15 protein-coding genes are annotated in these 19514 nt (G+C 31.6%); 5 read left to right on the top strand and 10 right to left on the bottom strand.

Translation table 11 applies throughout. The annotated features are described in order from the left end of the window. Positions 1 to 21 precede the first annotated feature (21 nt). The 3 genes from M890_RS0103855 to M890_RS0103845 all read right to left on the bottom strand — a co-directional run bounded on the left by M890_RS0103855 (position 22) and on the right by M890_RS0103845 (position 1784). Positions 22 to 789: a CDP-alcohol phosphatidyltransferase family protein gene (locus M890_RS0103855; RefSeq protein ID WP_028282262.1), complete on the bottom strand. Its 768-nt coding sequence runs from the start codon at positions 787 to 789 to the stop codon at positions 22 to 24. Between the two features lie 41 nt (positions 790 to 830). Further along, entirely contained in the window at positions 831 to 1298 is a 468-nt protein-coding gene (locus tag M890_RS0103850) for a DMP19 family protein (RefSeq protein ID WP_028282261.1), read from the bottom strand. Between the two features lie 84 nt (positions 1299 to 1382). Further along, complete coding sequence (locus M890_RS0103845; RefSeq protein WP_028282260.1) at positions 1383 to 1784, bottom strand: hypothetical protein; 402 nt, start codon at positions 1782 to 1784, stop codon at positions 1383 to 1385. 167 nt (positions 1785 to 1951) lie between these two features. Between M890_RS0103845 and M890_RS0103840 the strand changes: the two genes are divergently transcribed. Continuing rightward, positions 1952 to 2596, top strand: coding sequence for an SDR family oxidoreductase (locus tag M890_RS0103840; RefSeq protein ID WP_028282259.1), 645 nt, complete (start codon positions 1952 to 1954; stop codon positions 2594 to 2596). Positions 2597 to 2661: 65 nt separating this feature from the next. Here M890_RS0103840 and M890_RS0103835 read toward each other — a convergent pair whose 3' ends face one another. The 4 genes from M890_RS0103835 to thrA all read right to left on the bottom strand — a co-directional run bounded on the left by M890_RS0103835 (position 2662) and on the right by thrA (position 7894). Further along, the gene (locus tag M890_RS0103835) at positions 2662 to 3042 is read right to left on the bottom strand and encodes a VOC family protein (RefSeq protein WP_036597071.1); all 381 of its coding nucleotides are present in this window, start codon (positions 3040 to 3042) and stop codon (positions 2662 to 2664) included. 46 nt (positions 3043 to 3088) lie between these two features. Further along, positions 3089 to 4381 (bottom strand): threonine synthase, encoded by a 1293-nt coding sequence (gene thrC, locus M890_RS0103830; protein WP_028282257.1) that lies wholly within the window; start codon positions 4379 to 4381, stop codon positions 3089 to 3091. An 82-nt stretch (positions 4382 to 4463) separates the two neighbouring features. Then, the gene (locus M890_RS0103825) at positions 4464 to 5387 is read right to left on the bottom strand and encodes a homoserine kinase (protein WP_028282256.1); all 924 of its coding nucleotides are present in this window, start codon (positions 5385 to 5387) and stop codon (positions 4464 to 4466) included. Between the two features lie 65 nt (positions 5388 to 5452). Continuing rightward, a complete protein-coding gene (gene thrA / locus M890_RS0103820; RefSeq protein ID WP_028282255.1) occupies positions 5453 to 7894 on the bottom strand; it encodes a bifunctional aspartate kinase/homoserine dehydrogenase I in 2442 nt (813 codons plus the stop codon). A 224-nt stretch (positions 7895 to 8118) separates the two neighbouring features. Between thrA and M890_RS0103815 the strand changes: the two genes are divergently transcribed. Further along, complete coding sequence (locus M890_RS0103815) at positions 8119 to 9675, top strand: bifunctional ADP-dependent NAD(P)H-hydrate dehydratase/NAD(P)H-hydrate epimerase (protein ID WP_028282254.1); 1557 nt, start codon at positions 8119 to 8121, stop codon at positions 9673 to 9675. 62 nt (positions 9676 to 9737) lie between these two features. On the opposite strand, the gene M890_RS0103810 is transcribed toward M890_RS0103815, so the two are convergent. Next, positions 9738 to 10790, bottom strand: a complete 1053-nt coding sequence (locus M890_RS0103810) for a TlpA family protein disulfide reductase (protein ID WP_028282253.1) — start codon at positions 10788 to 10790, stop codon at positions 9738 to 9740. A gap of 126 nt (positions 10791 to 10916) precedes the next feature. Between M890_RS0103810 and hutH the strand changes: the two genes are divergently transcribed. Next, the gene (hutH, locus tag M890_RS0103805; protein WP_028282252.1) at positions 10917 to 12425 is read left to right on the top strand and encodes a histidine ammonia-lyase; all 1509 of its coding nucleotides are present in this window, start codon (positions 10917 to 10919) and stop codon (positions 12423 to 12425) included. Here hutH and M890_RS0103800 read toward each other — a convergent pair. Then, on the bottom strand, positions 12417 to 12800 hold the full coding sequence (locus M890_RS0103800) for a hypothetical protein (RefSeq protein ID WP_028282251.1): 384 nt from the start codon (positions 12798 to 12800) through the stop codon (positions 12417 to 12419). The genes hutH and M890_RS0103800 overlap by 9 nt on opposite strands. A 73-nt stretch (positions 12801 to 12873) precedes the next feature. Beyond that, positions 12874 to 15429, bottom strand: a complete 2556-nt coding sequence (locus M890_RS0103795; RefSeq protein ID WP_028282250.1) for an ATP-dependent Clp protease ATP-binding subunit — start codon at positions 15427 to 15429, stop codon at positions 12874 to 12876. 260 nt (positions 15430 to 15689) lie between these two features. Here M890_RS0103795 and gyrA point away from each other — a divergent pair, with 260 nt between their 5' ends. Next, a complete protein-coding gene (gyrA, locus tag M890_RS0103790) occupies positions 15690 to 18242 on the top strand; it encodes a DNA gyrase subunit A (protein WP_028282249.1) in 2553 nt (850 codons plus the stop codon). A 31-nt stretch (positions 18243 to 18273) separates the two neighbouring features. Next, positions 18274 to 19509, top strand: a complete 1236-nt coding sequence (locus tag M890_RS0103785; RefSeq protein WP_028282248.1) for a tetratricopeptide repeat protein — start codon at positions 18274 to 18276, stop codon at positions 19507 to 19509. The last annotated feature ends 5 nt before the right edge of the window (positions 19510 to 19514 follow it).

Genomic DNA, 19514 nt, shown 5'->3' with positions numbered 1-19514 from the left:
GCACTTTTTTAAGTGCTGTTATTATTTATAAAAGCTTTTTCTAATTGCAATAAAAATTAATATCATTCCAGAATAGGCTACAAAAAAGGGGATAATTATGTGTTTTAATCCTAAGACTAAAAACAAAGCAATTAGTAATAACTGAAATCCTAATCCAAAGGTTGATATACTAGTCATTAACCATTTAGGAAATACTTTTCCATATGCAGCTCTTGGATCCAAAAAGTAAATGGTTTTATCAAATCCACCATAAAGCAATTTATATAACTTAAAAAGAATATTTACGTTGCTTTGCTTCTCGCCAGCTAAGGCTGTAGGCGTTTTAGTTTCAAAAATGCGACTTGTGGTATCACCTTCAAACTTATTTCTTAAAATCACATAATAGTAATTATATAAAGTACCTTGTAATTGTACACCCAAAAAAGCTAAAATGGTTAGCCAAAGGGAAGCATTAGTGACATACCAAATGGCACTAAATATGATGGCGTTTAAAATAATATCTGCAACCGAGTCTAAGTAGCGTCCAGTATAAGAAGGTGTTTGTTTTATTCTAGCTAACTCACCATCTGCAGCATCTAAAATAGATTTAAGGATTAAAAAAAATGCAGCTAACCAAAACAGATTTTCAATGATACAATAAATAGCTATTAAGCCCGAAATTATAAAGGCTAAGGTGACGTGCACTGGAGTAAAATTAGTGTATTTTAAACGGTTTGCAATTTGTCTGGCTATTGGTCTTCCATAATCAGAAAGATCAACAAATTTATGCGCTTTGGGTAGTTTTGACATGTATAGTCATAAGATAGAAAGGTGTTGCGGAATATACCATGTTAATATTCAAAATAGGTTTTATTAATTGTAATGTAATCAATAAGTAAGGTTACAATAGCTTCTTCAGAAATAAAAAATTGAGTTTCAAGTTTTTCCCATTCATCTAATACAGTTTGCTTTAAATTAGAGAGTAATTGTCTCCTAATAAAAAGATCTTTAGATACTGGTAAATCTGGAAACAAGGCTATAGCTTGACTTACAATTGCAGTGGATTCCTCAGCACCAATTGCTTGATAAGCATCCAACACTTGATGGGCAAAAGCTCCAGATGTATTATAAAAAAAGTCAAATAAACCACCATTATTTAATTCGCCTTCAAAAATATCAATGTAAACAAACGTTTTTTCAGGTTCAGAAAGTTGTTCAAAACTACTAACTTCACTGGCTTTGTTCCATAAAACAGTACCTACCAATTCTATGATTTCGGTGTCTTGTTTTTGGCTTAGCGCAAAGTCTATTTCTGTCATTAAAACATTTAAATTTAAAGAGGATGCAAAGATACGACATTATTTTAGCTAAGTAATAAGTAATCAAACTGCTAACAATTAATTTTATTGCTGTCTCAATAATCTAATAAAAACATATAAAAAGAAAACACAAAACAACCAATCGTTTATTCCATAAATAGAGTAAAAGATGCCAGCCATTTTATCCTCATCGTAAACTTTGCTAACATCATTAGTTGTCATCCATTGTAACCAGACACAACCATAAATTAATTTTTCGATAGCAAAAATCAAAACTAACCATTTTACATTCTGAAATTTATACGCAACAGATATGTAAGCTAATCCCCAAATTAAAATCATCACCATACCAAAATTGGACATTACATCTGGATCGTAAGTGTTAATAGTCTTGTTGGTAAAACCTCTAGAAAAAAGTAATACTGAGCAATTCATGATACCAGCAAGTATAAATCCTTTGCTAATTAGTTTATTGTTTATAGTCATAATTGATTTTTTGAGGTTTTTAATTTTATAAGGTCGTTATTATAATTGACAACTTCAAATGTTAAAAAAATTAATATAAGTTTAAATAACCTTACTTAATCTATTAAACTAAAGTTAAACCAATGTTTGTTTTTTGGTATCCAAGCGATTAGCTATTATCTTTAAGTATGGAAAATATATTAGTAGCAGGTGCAAATGGTACCACAGGAAAAAAAATAGTAAATCTTTTAAACGAATCTCAATATTTTAACCCAATTGCAATGGTTAGAAAGGAAGAACAAATCGCTTATTTTAAAGCTAAAAATATCGAAACAGTTTTAGCAGATTTAGAGCAAGATGTTTCTGTTGCTTTTAATAAAACTATTGATAAAGTTGTTTTTGCTGCAGGTTCTGGAGGAAAAAAAGTAGTTCAAGTTGATCAAGAAGGTGCAAAACGACTAATTGATGCATCCAATAAAAATAATGTTAAAAAGTTTGTCATGTTAAGCTCTATGGGAGCAGATCAACCACAACAAGCTGAGCAGTTACAAGACTACTTGAAAGCTAAACATAACGCAGATGAGTACTTAAAATCTAGTGGACTAAATTATAGTATTGTTAGACCTGGATCTTTAACTAACGGAGATTTAACTAACAAAATACAATTAGAAACTAAGTTAAATAAAAGCGGAGAGATAAGCAGAAATGATGTTGCTCAAACTTTAGTAAGATCATTAAATGACGATGTTGCAAATAATGCTACATTCGAGATTTTAAAAGGTGAAACTTTAATTGGTGATGCTTTAAACAAGGTGTCCACAGTTAACGGATAAACATTAAATTGTAATTCAAACTTAAAAAAAAAGCTACCATTGGTAGCTTTTTTTTATTGTTTTTACTATTCAGCATTATTTACCTCTATCCAATAACCATCAGGATCTTGAAAGTAAATTTGCTTAACACCATCATCACGAACATAATCTTTTTTAGGTGTATCACGCCAATCAGAATAATAAATATCTAAACTTTGAAGGTATTTTACAAAAGCGTCAAAATTAGGTGTGGCTAAAGCAAAATGAACCGCTTTATTGGTTTTAACTTCTAATTCTGGTCTAGGTATTAAATGGATTTGTTTTTGATCCGTAAGTGCAAGCCATCTTGTTTTAGAGGTAGAAGCTGTGTTTTTAACTTCTTTTAAATCAAAAATACGTTGATAAAAATTAACCGATGCGTTAACATCCTTTACAGATAAAGCAATGTGATCATGTTTAAACGTCATTGTAATGTGTTGTTTTAGTATAGTTAACTAATCAAAAAACCTGTTATTACTCAAGTAAAAACGACTTTAAACCAGCATAATCACTAATTTTAGTGGCTACTTTAGTTTTGTCCATAACTGCTTCAATTTGTGGTGGTAAGGCTTGTTTATCTTTAATAACGTCTTCAACAACATCTAAAAATTTAGTTGGATGTGCAGTTTCTAAAAACACGCAATGTGACTTAGGATTCTTTTTTAAGTAGGCTTTACAGCCTAAATAACCAACTGCTCCATGTGGATCTGCAACGTAATTATAAGTATTATATAGCTCTTTTAAAGCCACTTTTGTGTCTTCATCTGTAAAGCTAAATGACGATAAGTTTTCCTTTAACGTACCAAAGTTATTTTTATAAATTTCCTGAATACGAATAAAGTTACTAGGATTACCAACATCCATTGCATTACTAATGGTTTGCACAGATTGTTTTGGTGAATATTGCTCCGTTTTTAAGTAGTTAGTAACCACGTTATTTTGATTATTAGACGCAATAAAATGTTTTATAGGTAAACCTAATTGTTGTGCCATCATTCCTGCACATACATTACCAAAATTTCCACTAGGTACAGAAAACACAATGTCTTTATGTGATTTGTGTAATTGTTTATAGGCAAACATAAAATAAAGTAGTTGTGGTAACCAACGTGCTACATTTATAGAGTTTGCAGATGTTAATTGCATTTTACTAGTTAACGTATCATCCAAAAAAGCACGTTTAACCATGTCTTGACAATCGTCAAATACACCATCAACTTCCAAAGCTTTAATATTTTGACCTAGCGTTGTCAGTTGTTTTTCTTGAATATCGCTTACTTTTCCTGAAGGATACAAAATAACAACATTAACACCTTTAACACCTAAAAATCCATTGGCAACAGCACCTCCTGTATCTCCAGAAGTAGCTACTAATACTGTAACTTGATTAGTATTATCTTTATTAAAATAACCTAAACAACGTGCCATAAATCGGGCTCCAACATCTTTAAAAGCCATGGTTGGTCCATGAAAAAGCTCTAATGTTGAGATGTTATCATTCAGTTTTACCACAGGAAATTCAAACGATAAGGTTTCAGCAATAATAGTTTTTAAAACATCCTTAGGTATATCTGGACTCACAAATTGTTGTAAGGCTTCAAACGCAATAGCGTTGTAACTTAAATGATCTATATTTTCAAAAAATGAAGCAGGTAAAGGTGTTATACGTTCTGGAAAATACAATCCTTTATCTGGCGCTAATCCTTTTACAACAGCATCTTTAAATGTTGTATTAGGTGCTTTATGGTTTAATGAGTAGTAGTTCATTTTTTTTGTTTTTTGTTTGTCTTTGTCAGGACACAGGATATGGTCATCCGTTTATAATATTTTAGTTTACTAGTTATGATAATTAACTTAGTATTTTCATGCCTTCTGTGTTAATCTTTGACACATAAGTAATAAAATTAATGTCTGTTTTAGCATAGATAGTGGTCATTGCTTTAGCTACATTTTCCGCAGTATTTTTACTTTTTGATAAAGCGAATATTGACGGTCCAGAACCAGAAATTCCAGCGCCTAAAGCACCTGCTTTTATGACTTCGGTTTTAACCGAATTAAAATGAGGTATTAATTGACTTCTATAAGGCTCTACAACTACATCATTTAATGATTGACTAAGTAAATTGTAGTCGTTAGTATGTAAAGCATGTACCAAGCTACCAACGTTTGACCATTGTGTGATGGCATTTTGCAACGGAATCTGTTTTGGTAAAATAGCACGTGCTTCAGAGGTTTTAACTTCAATTTGTGGATGGATAATCGTTACAAATAAATCTTCTGGTGTAGGCAATTGTAAAACTTGTAAAGGTGATGTGCTTTTTACTAAAGTAAAACCACCAAATAGGGCAGGAGCAATATTATCTGCATGCTCGCAACCACTAGCAATAGCTTCACCTTTCATAGCAAAATTAGTTAATTGGGTTTCATTATATGGTCTGCCTAACAGCTCGTTTATAGCAAATACACTTCCAGCTGCACTTGCAGAACTGCTTCCAATTCCGCTTCCTGGTTTAATATTTTTATAAATCTCAATTTCAAATCCACAATCAGGATTAGCGTCATTATATAAGGCTAAAGCCGAAACACTAGCAACATTTTTATCTGTTTCAAAAGGAAGATTTGCACCAATTATTTTAGTGATTTTGATTCCTTTTTCAGTGGTTTTTCTAATCACCATTTCGTCACCAATAGTATCTAAGCAAAAGCCTAATACATCAAATCCGCAAGCAACGTTAGCTACTGTTGCTGGTGAGAATATTTTGATTTCGTTCATTTAAAACTTCTTTTTATAATTTCCGCGAAAGCGATATTTTTTTACTATTTAAAGCCTTTTTTTACTTATTTATTCCCTATTCTGATAATATCTGCAAATAATCCAGATGCAGTCACATCTGCTCCTGCACCAGCACCTTTAACTATTAAAGGCTGTTCTGGATAGCGTTGTGTGTAAAACATAACGATGTTATCTTTTCCTTCAAGATTATAAAAAGGATGTCCTTCTGGCACTTCTTGTAATCCTACTTTAGCTTTTCCATTTTTATATTCGGCAACATATTTTAGCTGACATTTGTTGGCTTTAGCCGAAGCATATAGCTTTTGAAAATGTGCTTCATCATTAATTAAAGTGTCATAAAAGTCGTCAACAGAGTCGCTGTTTAAATTAGCTTCGGTTAAAAAAGAATCGTTTGTAATATCTTCAATTTCCATCGGAATTCCGTTTTCTCGAGCAAGAATTAATATTTTTCTAGCCACATCAATTCCGCTTAAATCAATACGTGGATCAGGCTCTGTATACCCTTCAAATTGTGCTTGTTTTACTGTATCATGAAAATTCTTTTTATCACTAAAATTATTAAACACAAAATTTAAACTACCTGATAATACAGCTTGTATACTAATGACTTTGTCTCCAGAAGCAACTAAGTTATTAAGCGTATTAATGATTGGTAAACCTGCACCAACATTAGTTTCGTATAAAAATGGCGCATTATATTTAAGCGATAAATCTTGCAGATTTTTGTAATTAGCAAATGTATCCGAACAAGCAATTTTATTACAAGCCACGACTGCAACACTTTGCTTTAGGTAGTTTTCATAAACAGAAGCAACGTCTTTATTTGCAGTAACATCTACAAAAATGCTGTTTCTAAGATTAAGCTCTATTACTTTTTGATAAAACCCTTCGATGCTTGATTTGTCTGCATGATGAAACGGTTCTGTCCAATTATTTAAATCTATTCCGTTAGGATTAAAAATCATTTTTCTGGAGTTAGACATTCCAACAATTTTGACATCTAATTTTAGATTTTTCTTTAAAAAGTTATATTGTTGTTTGATTTGATCAATAAGTTTTTCGCCAACATTTCCAATACCTGTTATAAACACATTTAATTGTTTAGTATTGACTTCAAAGAAACGCTCGTGTAAGCTATTTAAAGCTTTTTTTACATCACTTTGATTAATTACTGCAGAGATGTTTTTTTCTGATGCACCTTGTGCTATTGCTCTAACATTAATATTGTTTTTTCCTAAGGTACTAAAAAGTTTTCCGCTAATACCTTGGTGACTCTTCATGTTATCACCAATTAAAGCAATGATAGACAAGTCTTTTTCAACAATAATTGGGTTGATTTTGTGTAAAGAGATTTCGTATTCAAATGCATTATTAATGGCTTGTTCAGCTTGTTCTGCATTATTAACATCAATACCAAAACAAATAGAATGTTCTGAAGATGCTTGTGTTATAAATATGATGTTAATTTTTTCGTTAGCTAAGGTTTCAAATAAGCGCTTAGAAAATCCTGGAATACCAACCATACCACTACCTTCTAAAGTTAGCAAGGCTACGTTGTCAATATGGCTAATCCCTTTAACGGTAAGGTGGTTTTCTTTTTTATGATTAGAAATTACAGTTCCGAAAGCCTCAGGATGTAATGTGTTTTTTATATGTATAGGAATTGCTAAGTTTAAAACAGGCTGTACAGTTGGAGGATATAATACCTTGGCTCCAAAGTGAGATAATTCCATAGCTTCTTGGTAGGATAAATTAGCTATAGGATAAGCTTGTTTAACCAGTTTTGGATTAGTAGTGTACATACCACTAACATCTGTCCAAATTTCTAATTGCTCAACTTTTAAAGCAGCAGCTATAATTGCTGCAGTAAAATCTGATCCACCACGACCTAAAGTAGTAGTTTCTCCACTTTGTGATTTAGCAACAAAACCTGGTAAAATTGTGATTAATTGATTGGCTTTATTAAAGTAATCTATAATATTTTTATTAGTGATGTCATAATTAACTTCTGCTTTTGTAAAATTTGTGTTAGTTACAATTAACTCTTGACTATTTTTTAAAACAGTATTTAGATTTAAGTCTTCCATTACTTTAGCAATAATAAAAGAGGACAATAATTCGCCATAACTAACTAGTTTATCTGACGTTTTAGGAGATAACTCGTTAATTAAATAAATTCCATTTAACAATTGTTTTAAGTTTTCAAAAGTAGCGTCTACTTCTTTAAGTATTGATTTTGGATTATTTGCTAAGCCTTCAATAACTTTAAAATGAATGGTTTTAATTTTTTCAAAAACAGTGATATAGCTTTTGTTTTTTTGTTTAGCTAATTCACCAGCTTCTAACAACTTGTCCGTTATACCACCAACAGCAGATACAACGCAAACGATTGGACTAGAAAGCGATTCTTTTTGAAGAATGGCTATGACTTTTTTTATGTTTTGAGCAGAACCTACAGAGGTTCCTCCAAATTTTAATACTTTCATTTTAAATTATTTTAAGATAGGAATTGTAGTTAAAAAACTACCCAAACGGAAGGATATATAGTGATTAACCCAAAAGGGTAATGGTCATAATTAACGTAAAAATAGTGTGTCTTTTTTTCATTTTATGCATCTATACCTATCAAATGTATTACTTTTACTTTTATCAAAAAAACGAAACATCAATTTTTGCGAGATTGATAATTAATAGCCAATATATTATTAAAATGAAAATATTTTCGAAAGAACAAATTTATGAAGGCGATGCCTTAACCGCTAAAAAGCAAGGTATTACTTCCACAGATTTAATGGAGCGTGCAGGAACGCAGATATTTAATTGGTTGCATATGCGTATGCAAGGTGCACAAGTACCTATACACGTGTTTTGTGGAATTGGTAATAATGGAGGAGATGGGTTAGTGGTTGCTAGGCACTTAACAACCCATGGTTATAACGTTAAAACCTATATTGTTAACCATAGTACAACACGATCTAAAGATTTTTTAAATAATTACGAACGCATAAAAAATACGACTAAAGATTGGCCTATATTATTAAATGATGCTAGTGAGTTACCTGCTATTAACGACAAAGATATAATAGTAGATGCCATTTTTGGTATTGGTTTAAATAGACCTGTTGAAGGTTGGATTAAACAATTGTTTAATTATTTTAGAGCTACAAAAGCTTTTGTACTATCTATAGATATACCTTCAGGTTTAGCAACAGATGCTGCACCAATTGATGAAGAGAGTGTTGTAAATGCTGGTTACACACTAAGTTTTCAAACTCCAAAACTAGTTTTCTTTTTACCTGAAACTGCTAAATATACAGTGCAATGGGAAGTTTTAGATATTGGTATTGATCCTGAATATCTTTACACCACACCAACCGAAGCAGAATTAATTGGAAAAAATGAAGTCTTACCATTATATAAACCAAGAGAAAAATATAGTCATAAAGGAAGTTTTGGTCATGTTTTAGTTATTGGAGGTAGTTACGGAAAAATAGGATCTGTCACTTTAGCTAGTCAAGGTGTACTTGCAATTGGAGCAGGAAAAGTAACAGCTTATACACCTAAATGTGGTTATATACCATTACAAGTCGGTTTTCCAGAAGCAATGGTTATTACAGATACTGACGAAGAAAAAATTACATCAATAGCATTTGATATACAACCAAACGTTATCGCTTTTGGAGTAGGTGTTGGTACTGATGCTCAAACAATTGATGCTTTTGAAGCGTTTTTGAATGTCAATAAAACACCATTAGTAATTGATGCAGACGGAATTAATATACTTTCTAAAAAGAAAGCATTATTAAAACTTTTACCAGAAAACACGGTTTTAACTCCGCATCCAAAAGAGTTAGAGCGATTGCTAGGTCAATGGGAAGATGAGTTTGATAAACTTAAAAAAGCTAAAGCGTTTTCTAAAAAATATAAATGTATTATAGTTATTAAAGGAGCTAATACTATCACTGTTTTTCAAGATAAATTATATGTTAATGCCACAGGAAATCCAGGTTTGGCAACAGCAGGTACTGGAGATGTTTTAACAGGTATAATTTCTGGATTGATAGCCCAAAGTTATGATCCATTAGTAGCAGCTATATTTGGAGTGTATCTACATGGTAAAGCAGCAGATTTATTAGTAGAAGATTTAGGTTATCAAAGCTTTATTGCTAGTCATGTTATAGAAGGTATCCCTTTAGCTTACCTAGATTTATTTAAACAACCAGAGCAACCTGAAATTGAAAATGCAGATAGCGAACCCAAAAAATAATGCAATAAAAAAAGCGAACTTTAAAGTTCGCTTTTTTTTATACTATAAATTTAAATAATGATTTAAATTCCAAATGAAGTTAAATACTCTTTAATTTTTGGATACGATGGTCTAGGAGCATCTGCATTAACAATGTTTCCGTTTGGATCGATTAAAATAAATCTTGGAATAGAGTTAATTTTATAACCAGTTACAAAATCAGATTCAAATGCTTTGTCAGCAAATAATTGGATACCTCCCATTTCTTTTTCTTCAATCATTTTTCTCCAACCTTCTTTAGATAATTTAAAAGATTCTTCTTTAGAATCGGCTCTGTAACCTCTACCATCATCTGTTGATAAGCTTACAAAAGCAATATTTTTATCTTCTAAATCTTTTTCTAATGCTTTTAAAGCAGGAATTTCTCCAATACAAGGACCACACCAAGTTGCCCAAACATCTATGTAGACAAACTTACCTTTTAAGTCAGATAAAGATGTTGTACCACCTTTATAGTTTTCATAGTTTTCAAAAGTAGGAGAAGGTGATCCTGCAGGAAATTCTTCTTTAAGTTTAATACCACTTAAAACATAACCTTTTAATCCTTTTAACATTGGATCTACTTGCTTTCTAGCTTCTGATATAATTGTAGAATCTATTGCTGCATTTTTGTCATAATAAGCAAGCATTTTAGTTTTAATGTCTTCTAAACTAGAATCTAATTTAGAGGCTTCAAGATTTTTTAAAGCTTCAACATCTACTAAATCTTGTTCAAAATTAATTCTATCTACTAAAAAAGTAGATTTTTCAGCACCTTTTCCACTAAATTTAATTGACTCGTCAAATGTTTTTGCATCTAAGGTCATTTTTAAATCCATGTCATTGGCTAAAAATATAGTTGTCTGCTCTTTACCATCGTATACTCCAAAAACACCAGTAGTAACTTTTAAGGTATCACTAAACGTTCCGTCTTCATTAACTTTAATTGTTTTTTTAAAGTCTCTACCTTGGTATACAAATAAAGAATCGCTGTTTTTGTTTTCTATTTTACCAGAAAATGTTGCGTAATCCTTTGGAGCTTCTTTTTTACAAGCAACGATAGATAATGCTGCTAAGCAAACTAATAGTTTTTTCATTATTTAAATTTTAATTTTCTCAAAAATATATAGAATAATACAAGTTTTAAAGTATTTGTTTAATTATTAACAAATACTTGCATATTATTTAAGTTATGATGACTTTTGAACAGATAAAAAACACAAATGAATACAACTCACATTATATCTTCAAAGTCATTAGATTTAGCAACTATTCAATCTATAATTTTAGAACAAAAACAATTGGAATTATCTACAGATTCTGTAGATAAAATCAATCAATGTCGCACGTATTTAGATGAAAAATTAAAATCAGAGACCAGACCTATTTATGGTATAAATACAGGTTTTGGATCACTATATAACGTTAAGATTAGTAAAGAAAACTTAACCAAATTACAAGAAAATTTAATGATGTCTCATGCTTGTGGGACAGGAGATTTAGTACCAGAACCAATTGTAAAATTAATGCTGTTATTAAAAATCCAATCTTTAAGTTATGGTCATTCTGGAGTACAATTACAAACTGTAAAACGTTTAATAGATTTTTATAATAACGACGTTTTACCTCTAGTTTATACACAAGGATCATTAGGTGCTTCCGGAGACTTAGCGCCTTTAGCACACTTATCTTTACCATTAATAGGAAAAGGAAAAGTAACTTTTAAAGGTGACGTTTTAGAAGCGGAAGACGTACTAAAACATTTTGATTGGCAACCAATTACTTTATTATCTAAAGAAGGTCTTGCCTTATTAAATGGAACGCAATTTATGAGTGCTTATGGGACTTATTTATTGCTTAAGTCTTATAAATTATCCTATTTAGCAGACTTAGTTGGAAGTGTGTCTATTGATGCGTTTGATGGTAGAATAGAACCATTTAATGAATTAATACATTTGGTAAGACCACATAATGGACAGTTAGAAACTGCAAGTAGAGTTAGTGCATTTTTAGAAGGTAGTCAAATTATAAATCAAGAAAAGCAACACGTTCAAGATCCATACAGTTTTAGATGTATACCACAAGTGCATGGAGCAACTAAAGATACTTTAGCTTTTGTAGCCAAAACGTTTACAACCGAAATTAACTCGGTGACTGATAATCCTAATATTTTTGCTAATGAAGATGAAATCATTTCTGGAGGTAATTTTCATGGGCAACCTTTAGCGCTGGCTCTAGATTATCTTAAAATTGCTATGGCAGAACTAGGTAATATATCTGAAAGACGTGTGTTTCAACTTGTTTCAGGATTAAGAGGTTTACCAGCATTTTTAGTAGATAATCCAGGTTTAAACTCAGGATTTATGATTCCGCAATATACTGCTGCTAGTATTGTAAGTGCTAACAAACAATTGGCATCACCAGCTAGTATAGATAGTATTGTATCTAGTAATGGTCAGGAAGATCACGTAAGTATGGGAGCCAATGCAGCTACACAAGCCTATACTTTAATTAATAATGTAGAGCGTGTTTTAGCTATTGAGTTGTTTAATGCTTCTCAGGCTTTAGGATTTAGAGCACCTTTAAAATCAAGTGATTTTATTGAGCAATTTTTATCTAGTTATCGTGAAATGGTTCCTTTTATTAAAGAAGACGAAATTTTACATGATGATATCCAAGCATCCATTGAATTTATTCAAACTTTAGGTATTGATTCTGAAGAGTTATTTTAATTCTATAGTTTTATTTAGTATTTGAATTGCCCAAAGTTTAGCATCTTCTAAATCTGAAAATATTTCAAAAGGTTTATTTAAAAATAGGCGCTCAATTTCAGCATTTCTAGCAGATAGCGTAGTGGACACTACAGCAAATCCCTTTAGTGTTTCAACTTGTGAAACACCTTTATATATTGTTGGGTCTACTGCGTATGAATTTATTCGGTTTGTGATATATACAAACGGATTGTTTTTAAAAACAACACTTGAAAAATAGATGATGTCGTCAGACATGTCTTGATTCAATACAACGCCTTCATTTATTTCTGCTATTATTATATTGTCAGAAGTTAAGAGTGTACAAAAAGATAATTTAGTTTTAGTAAAATTCATCAAATATAATTAATTAAAAAAGCTTCACTTAAGTTAGTGAAGCTTTTAGTAAAATGCAAATATATTTTTTATTTTAAGATTCTGTAGGTTTTTCTGCCTTTTCAATCTCTATTGTAATTTCGTCAGTTTTACTGTCTAAATCCATTACAATTTTATCGCCTTCTTGTAATTTAGAAGTTATGATTTCTTCAGCTAAAGCATCCTCAACATACTTTTGTATAGCACGCTTTAAAGGTCTTGCTCCATATTGCTTATCAAATCCCTTTTCTGCAATAAAATCTTTTGCTGCTTTGGTTAATTTTAATTTATAACCTAAACCATCAATTCGTTTTAGTAATTTTTCTAATTCAATATCAATAATCTTATTAATGTCTTCTTTTTCAAGAGCATTAAATACGATGACATCATCAATTCTATTTAAAAACTCTGGTGCAAACGATTTTTTAAGTGCATTCTCAATAACGCTTCTAGAATTAGCATCTTCTTGAGCTTTTTGTGATGCTGTACCAAATCCAATTCCTGTACCAAAATCTTTTAATTTTCTGGCTCCAATATTAGAAGTCATAATAATTATAGTATTTCTAAAATCAATTTTACGACCTAAACTATCTGTTAAATAACCATCATCTAAAACTTGTAATAACATGTTAAAAACATCTGGATGCGCTTTTTCGATCTCATCTAAAAGAATTACAGCATAAGGTTTGCGACGTACTTTTTCAGTCAATTGTCCACCCTCTTCATAACCTACATATCCTGGAGGTGCACCAACCAATCTTGAAATCGCAAATTTTTCCATGTATTCGCTCATGTCAATTCTAATCATAGCTTCTTCGCTATCAAATAATTGATTAGATAACACTTTGGCTAACTGTGTTTTACCGACTCCTGTTTGACCTAAAAATATAAACGACCCAATTGGCTTGTTTGGATCTTTTAATCCTGCACGATTACGTTGTATGGCTTTTACAACCTTAGCAACAGCATCATCTTGACCAATAACCTTACCTTTGATTAAATCTGGTAATAGGGCCAGTTTATTGCTTTCGGTTTGGGCAATACGATTAACAGGTACACCTGTCATCATGCTTACAACATCCGCAACATTATCTTCTGATACTATTTCTTTATGTAGTTTAGTGTCTTCTTCCCACTTTTCTTGAGCGACAGCTAATTCTTTTTCTAAACGTTTTTCGTCATCACGTAAACGTGCTGCTTCTTCGTACTTTTGTTTTTTAACTACCGAATTTTTAGTTTCTCTAACCTCTTCTAGCTTTTTCTCTAATTCAATAATTTGTTTTGGCACATCTATATTAGTAATGTGTACTCTTGAACCAGCTTCGTCTAAAGCATCAATCGCTTTGTCTGGAAGAAAACGCTCAGTCATATAACGATTAGTTAACTTAACACAAGCTTCAATAGCTTCATCGGTATATGTTACATTATGGTGATCTTCGTATTTAGCTTTAATGTTGTTTAAAATCTCAATTGTTTCTTCTACAGTTGTAGGTTCTACAATAACCTTTTGAAAACGTCGCTCTAAAGCACCATCTTTTTCTATATATTGTCTGTACTCATCTAAAGTTGTAGCACCAATACATTGGATTTCTCCTCTTGCTAAAGCAGGTTTAAACATATTGGAAGCATCTAAACTTCCTGTCGCTCCTCCAGCACCAACTATGGTATGAATTTCGTCTATAAAAAGAATAACATCGTCATTTTTTTCAAGCTCATTCATTACTGCTTTCATACGCTCTTCAAACTGCCCTCTATATTTAGTACCAGCAACTAAGCTAGCTAGATCTAGGGTTACAACACGTTTGTTAAATAAAATACGCGAAACTTTACGTTTAACAATACGGTTAGCCAGACCTTCTGCAATTGCAGATTTACCAACACCAGGTTCACCAATTAATAAAGGGTTATTTTTTTTACGTCTAGAAAGTATTTGAGACACACGCTCAATTTCTTTTTCACGTCCAACAACTGGATCAAGCTTACCTTCTTCAGCCATAGCTGTCAAATCACGTCCAAAATTATCTAAAACTGGTGTTTTAGATTTTTTGTTGCCTTTAGCTCCAGGTGTGTTAAATATGTCTTTAGAACCAGAGTCTTCTGCAGAGGAATCATCCTGAAATGACTCAGCTTTTGGAGCTCCAGTTATATCTTCGAAGTTATCGTCGTTTGTTATCATTGACTTAAATTGTTCTTTAACGTTATCATAATCTACTTTTAACTTATTTAAAAGTTTTGTTGTAGGGTCGTTTTCGTTTCTTAAAATACATAATAACAAATGTGCAGTATTTATTGATGTACTTTGAAACAGTTTAGCTTCTAAAAAAGTAGTCTTAAGCGCACGTTCTGCCTGACGTGTTAAGTGTAAGTTTTTCTTTTCGTTAGAAGTTATTGTGGTATTAGGATTAGCAGGACTTAATATTTCTACCTTACGTCTTAAGTGATTTAAATCAATATCCAACGCATTTAAAATATTTATTGCTTTTCCGTTTCCGTCTCTTAATAAACCAAGCATTAAGTGTTCTGTGCCTATAAAGTCGTGTCCTAAGCGTAATGCTTCTTCTTTACTATAGGCAATGACGTCTTTTACTCTTGGTGAAAAATTATCATCCATATATTTATTCCTTTCAGCTTTAAAAATAGTAAACATAATTAGTAATGGCAAAAACTATACCTTAAATAATATGTTAATTGTTTGAGGTTTGAAAGTAGTGAATATTTCAAAATAAAGCACAATTGAGTTATTAACTAAAAAGCTGCGCATAATTGTTAATAAAAAACATCAAAAAAGAGACTTAAAAGGCTTATCGTTACTAATGAAAGTTTTATATTAGCGTGTTTTGAAATAATGAATAAAACTAATTAAATTTATATATGGCAGAAGGAGAAAAGGTCATTCCAATTAATATTGAAGATGAAATGAAGTCGGCTTACATTGATTATTCAATGTCAGTCATTGTGTCACGTGCTTTACCAGATGTAAGAGATGGTTTAAAACCAGTACATAGACGTGTACTTTACGGTATGCATGAACTGGGTGTTAGAGCTAGTTCGGCACATAAAAAATCAGCAAGAATAGTTGGAGAGGTTTTAGGAAAGTATCATCCACATGGTGATACATCAGTTTATGATGCAATGGTACGTATGGCTCAAGAGTGGAGTTTACGTTATATGTTAGTTGACGGTCAAGGTAACTTTGGATCTGTAGATGGAGATAGTCCAGCTGCAATGCGTTATACAGAAGCACGTATGCGTAAAATATCTGAAGACATGTTGGCAGATATTGATAAAGAAACTGTAGACCATAAATTAAATTTTGATGACACTTTAGAAGAGCCAACGGTTTTACCTACACGTATACCTGGACTTTTAGTTAATGGAGCTTCTGGTATTGCAGTTGGTATGGCTACCAATATGCCTCCTCACAACTTAACAGAAGTTGTAGATGGTACAATTGCATATATTGAAAACAATGATATTGAGATTGACGAATTAATTACACATATTAAAGCACCAGATTTTCCAACAGGTGGAACTATTTATGGTTATGATGGTGTAAAAGAAGCTTTTCATACTGGTAGAGGACGTATTGTAATGCGTGGTAATGCTATTATTGAAGAAGTGCAAGGTAGAGAGTGTATTATTGTCACAGAAATACCTTACCAAGTCAATAAGGCAGACATGATTAAAAAAACTGCCGATTTAGTAAACGAGAAAAAACTGGAAGGAATTGCTACTATTAGAGATGAATCTGATAGAAACGGTATGCGTATTGTTTACGTATTAAAACGTGATGCAATTCCTAACATTGTATTAAATAAATTATACAAATACACTGCATTACAATCATCATTTAGTGTTAATAATATTGCATTAGTTAATGGTAGACCACAACTTTTAAATTTAAAAGAATTAATTCATTATTTTGTTGAGCATAGACATGATGTCGTTGTTAGGCGTACAACTTACGAGTTGCGTAAAGCAGAAGAACGTGCTCATATATTAGAAGGATTGATTATTGCTTCAGACAATATTGATGAAGTTATAGCAATAATTCGTGCATCATCAAATGCAGATGAAGCAAGAAATAATTTAATTGAACGTTTTAAACTTTCTGAAATACAAGCAAAAGCTATTGTAGAGATGCGTCTGCGTCAATTAACTGGCTTAGAACAAGACAAATTACGTAGCGAGTATGAAGAAATAATGAAAACTATTGAAGACCTTAAAGATATTCTGGATAAAAAAGAACGCAGAATGGAAATTATTAAGGAAGAATTAATAGTTGTTAAAGAGAAGTATGGTGATGAGCGTCGCTCTGTAATTGAATATGCAGGTGGAGATTTAAGTATTGAAGATATGATACCTGATGCTCAAGTAGTAATTACTATTTCTCACGCAGGTTACATCAAACGTACGTCTCTAACAGAATACAAAACACAAAATAGAGGAGGAGTAGGACAAAAAGCTTCTACAACTAGAAACGAAGATTTCTTAGAACATTTATTTGTTGGTACAAACCACCAATACATGTTATTCTTTACTCAAAAAGGTAAATGTTTCTGGATGCGTGTTTATGAAATCCCAGAAGGAAGTAAAACATCTAAAGGTAGAGCTATCCAAAATCTTATAAATATTGAGCAAGACGACAAAGTAATGGCGTTTATATGTACCCAAGATTTAAAAGACGAAGAGTATATCAATAGTCATTATGTGATTATGGCAACTAAAAAAGGTCAAGTTAAAAAGACTGCTTTAGAGCAATATTCTAGACCAAGAACTAATGGTATTAATGCTATTACTATTAAAGAGGATGACGAACTATTAGAAGCTAAGTTAACCACTGGAAATAGTCAAGTAATGATCGCACTTAAATCTGGTAAAGCTATTAGATTTGAAGAAGCTAAAACTAGACCAATGGGTAGAAACGCTTCTGGTGTAAGAGGTATAACTTTAGCGCATCCAAAAGATGAAGCTATAGGTATGGTAATCGTAGAAAATCCTCAAGAAGAAACAGTACTTGTGGTGTCTGAAAATGGTTACGGTAAACGCACCTATATTGATGATCCAGAAGATGGTGAAGCTGTATACAGAATTACAAACAGAGGAGGAAAAGGAGTTAAAACAATATCTATTTCTGAAAAAACAGGAGATTTAGTGTCAATCAAAACAGTTACAGATACTGATGATTTAATGATTATTAATAAATCTGGAATAGCAATACGTATGGCTGTAGAAAGTTTACGTACCATGGGTAGAGCAACACAAGGTGTAAAATTAATTAACCTTAAAGGAAAAGACTCAATAGCAGCTGTTGCTAAAGTAATGAAAGACGAGGACGAAGAGCTTGATGAAACTCTAGAAGGCGTTGATAACAGTACACTTACTGAAGGTGGCACAACTATTGATAATACAGAAGAAGAATAATTTAAAATTTAACAATTAAAAAAAACTAATAATGAAAAAACAATTAATTCTTGCGATAGCATTACTTGTAACAGTATTTTCTTTTGCTCAGAAAAAAGAAATTAAAGCATTAGAAAAGGCAGTAAATAAGAATAATTATGCTGAAGCTAAAAGCTTAATCACGCAATTAGAGTCTATGACAGGGTCAATGGATGATAAATTAAAGGATAAGTATTATATAGCTGCAGCAACTGCATATTTTGCAAACGGAACGTCTGGATCAGAAGATGTTTTAAAAGCAACGTCGTTTTTAGACAAAGTATCTCAAAATAATAACGAGGTTACTATGTTAAGAAGAGATATTGAAAATGACTTATTAACTAAAGCAAATGGTTATTTTACAACTAAAGAGTTTGGTAAAGCTGCAAAAGCATTTGAAAACCTATACAATGTAAATAATGAAGAGCAAGTGTACTTGTATTATGCAGCATCTAGTGCGATTAATAATCAAGATATGGATGGTGCTTTAAAATACTATTTACAACTTAATGATTTGGGTTATACAGGTGTTGGTACAGAGTATTTTGCAACAAACAAAGTTAATGGTGAGGAAGAAATTTTAGATAAAAACACCAGAGATAATTATGTTAAATTAGGAACTCATGAAAATCCAGGTGAAAGAACAACAGAATCTAAGGCTGGTGAAATTACTAAAAACATTGCTTTAATATACGTTAATAAAGGTGAAAACGATAAAGCATTAGAGGCGATTGCTACAGCAAAAAAGAACAATCCTGATGATGTTAATTTAATTATTAGTGAAGCTAACATTTATAACAAATTAGGTGACACTGCCAAGTTCCAAGCGTTATTGCAAGAAGCAGCTTTAAAGATGCCTAACGATCCAATTATCCATTATAACATTGGTGTAGTTTATATGAATAATAATGAGATAGCTAAAGCAAGACAATCTTTTGAAAAGGTTTTAGAATTAGATCCAAAAAACTCGGACGCTGCTTTAAACTTATCAACTTCGTACATTACAGAAGGTAATGCATTAATTGAGCAAATGAATAGCTTAGGAACAAGTAAAGCTGACAACTTAAAATATGATCAATTAAAAAACCAAAAAGGTCAGTTATTTAATGATGGTGCAAATACGTTATTAAATTACATTAAAATGGATCCAAAAGCACCTAATGCAATATATGAGCAATTGGCTAATATATACAATGCTTTAGGAGAAACTGATAAAGCAAAAGAAGCTAAATCGCACATAAATAAGTAATAAGT

The sequence above is a fragment of the Olleya marilimosa CAM030 genome (assembly GCF_000518485.1).
GTDB classification, from domain to species: Bacteria; Bacteroidota; Bacteroidia; order Flavobacteriales; family Flavobacteriaceae; genus Olleya; species Olleya marilimosa.
The sequence above is the reverse complement of the archived record's forward strand: the minus strand, read 5'-3'. Positions and strand labels throughout refer to the sequence as shown.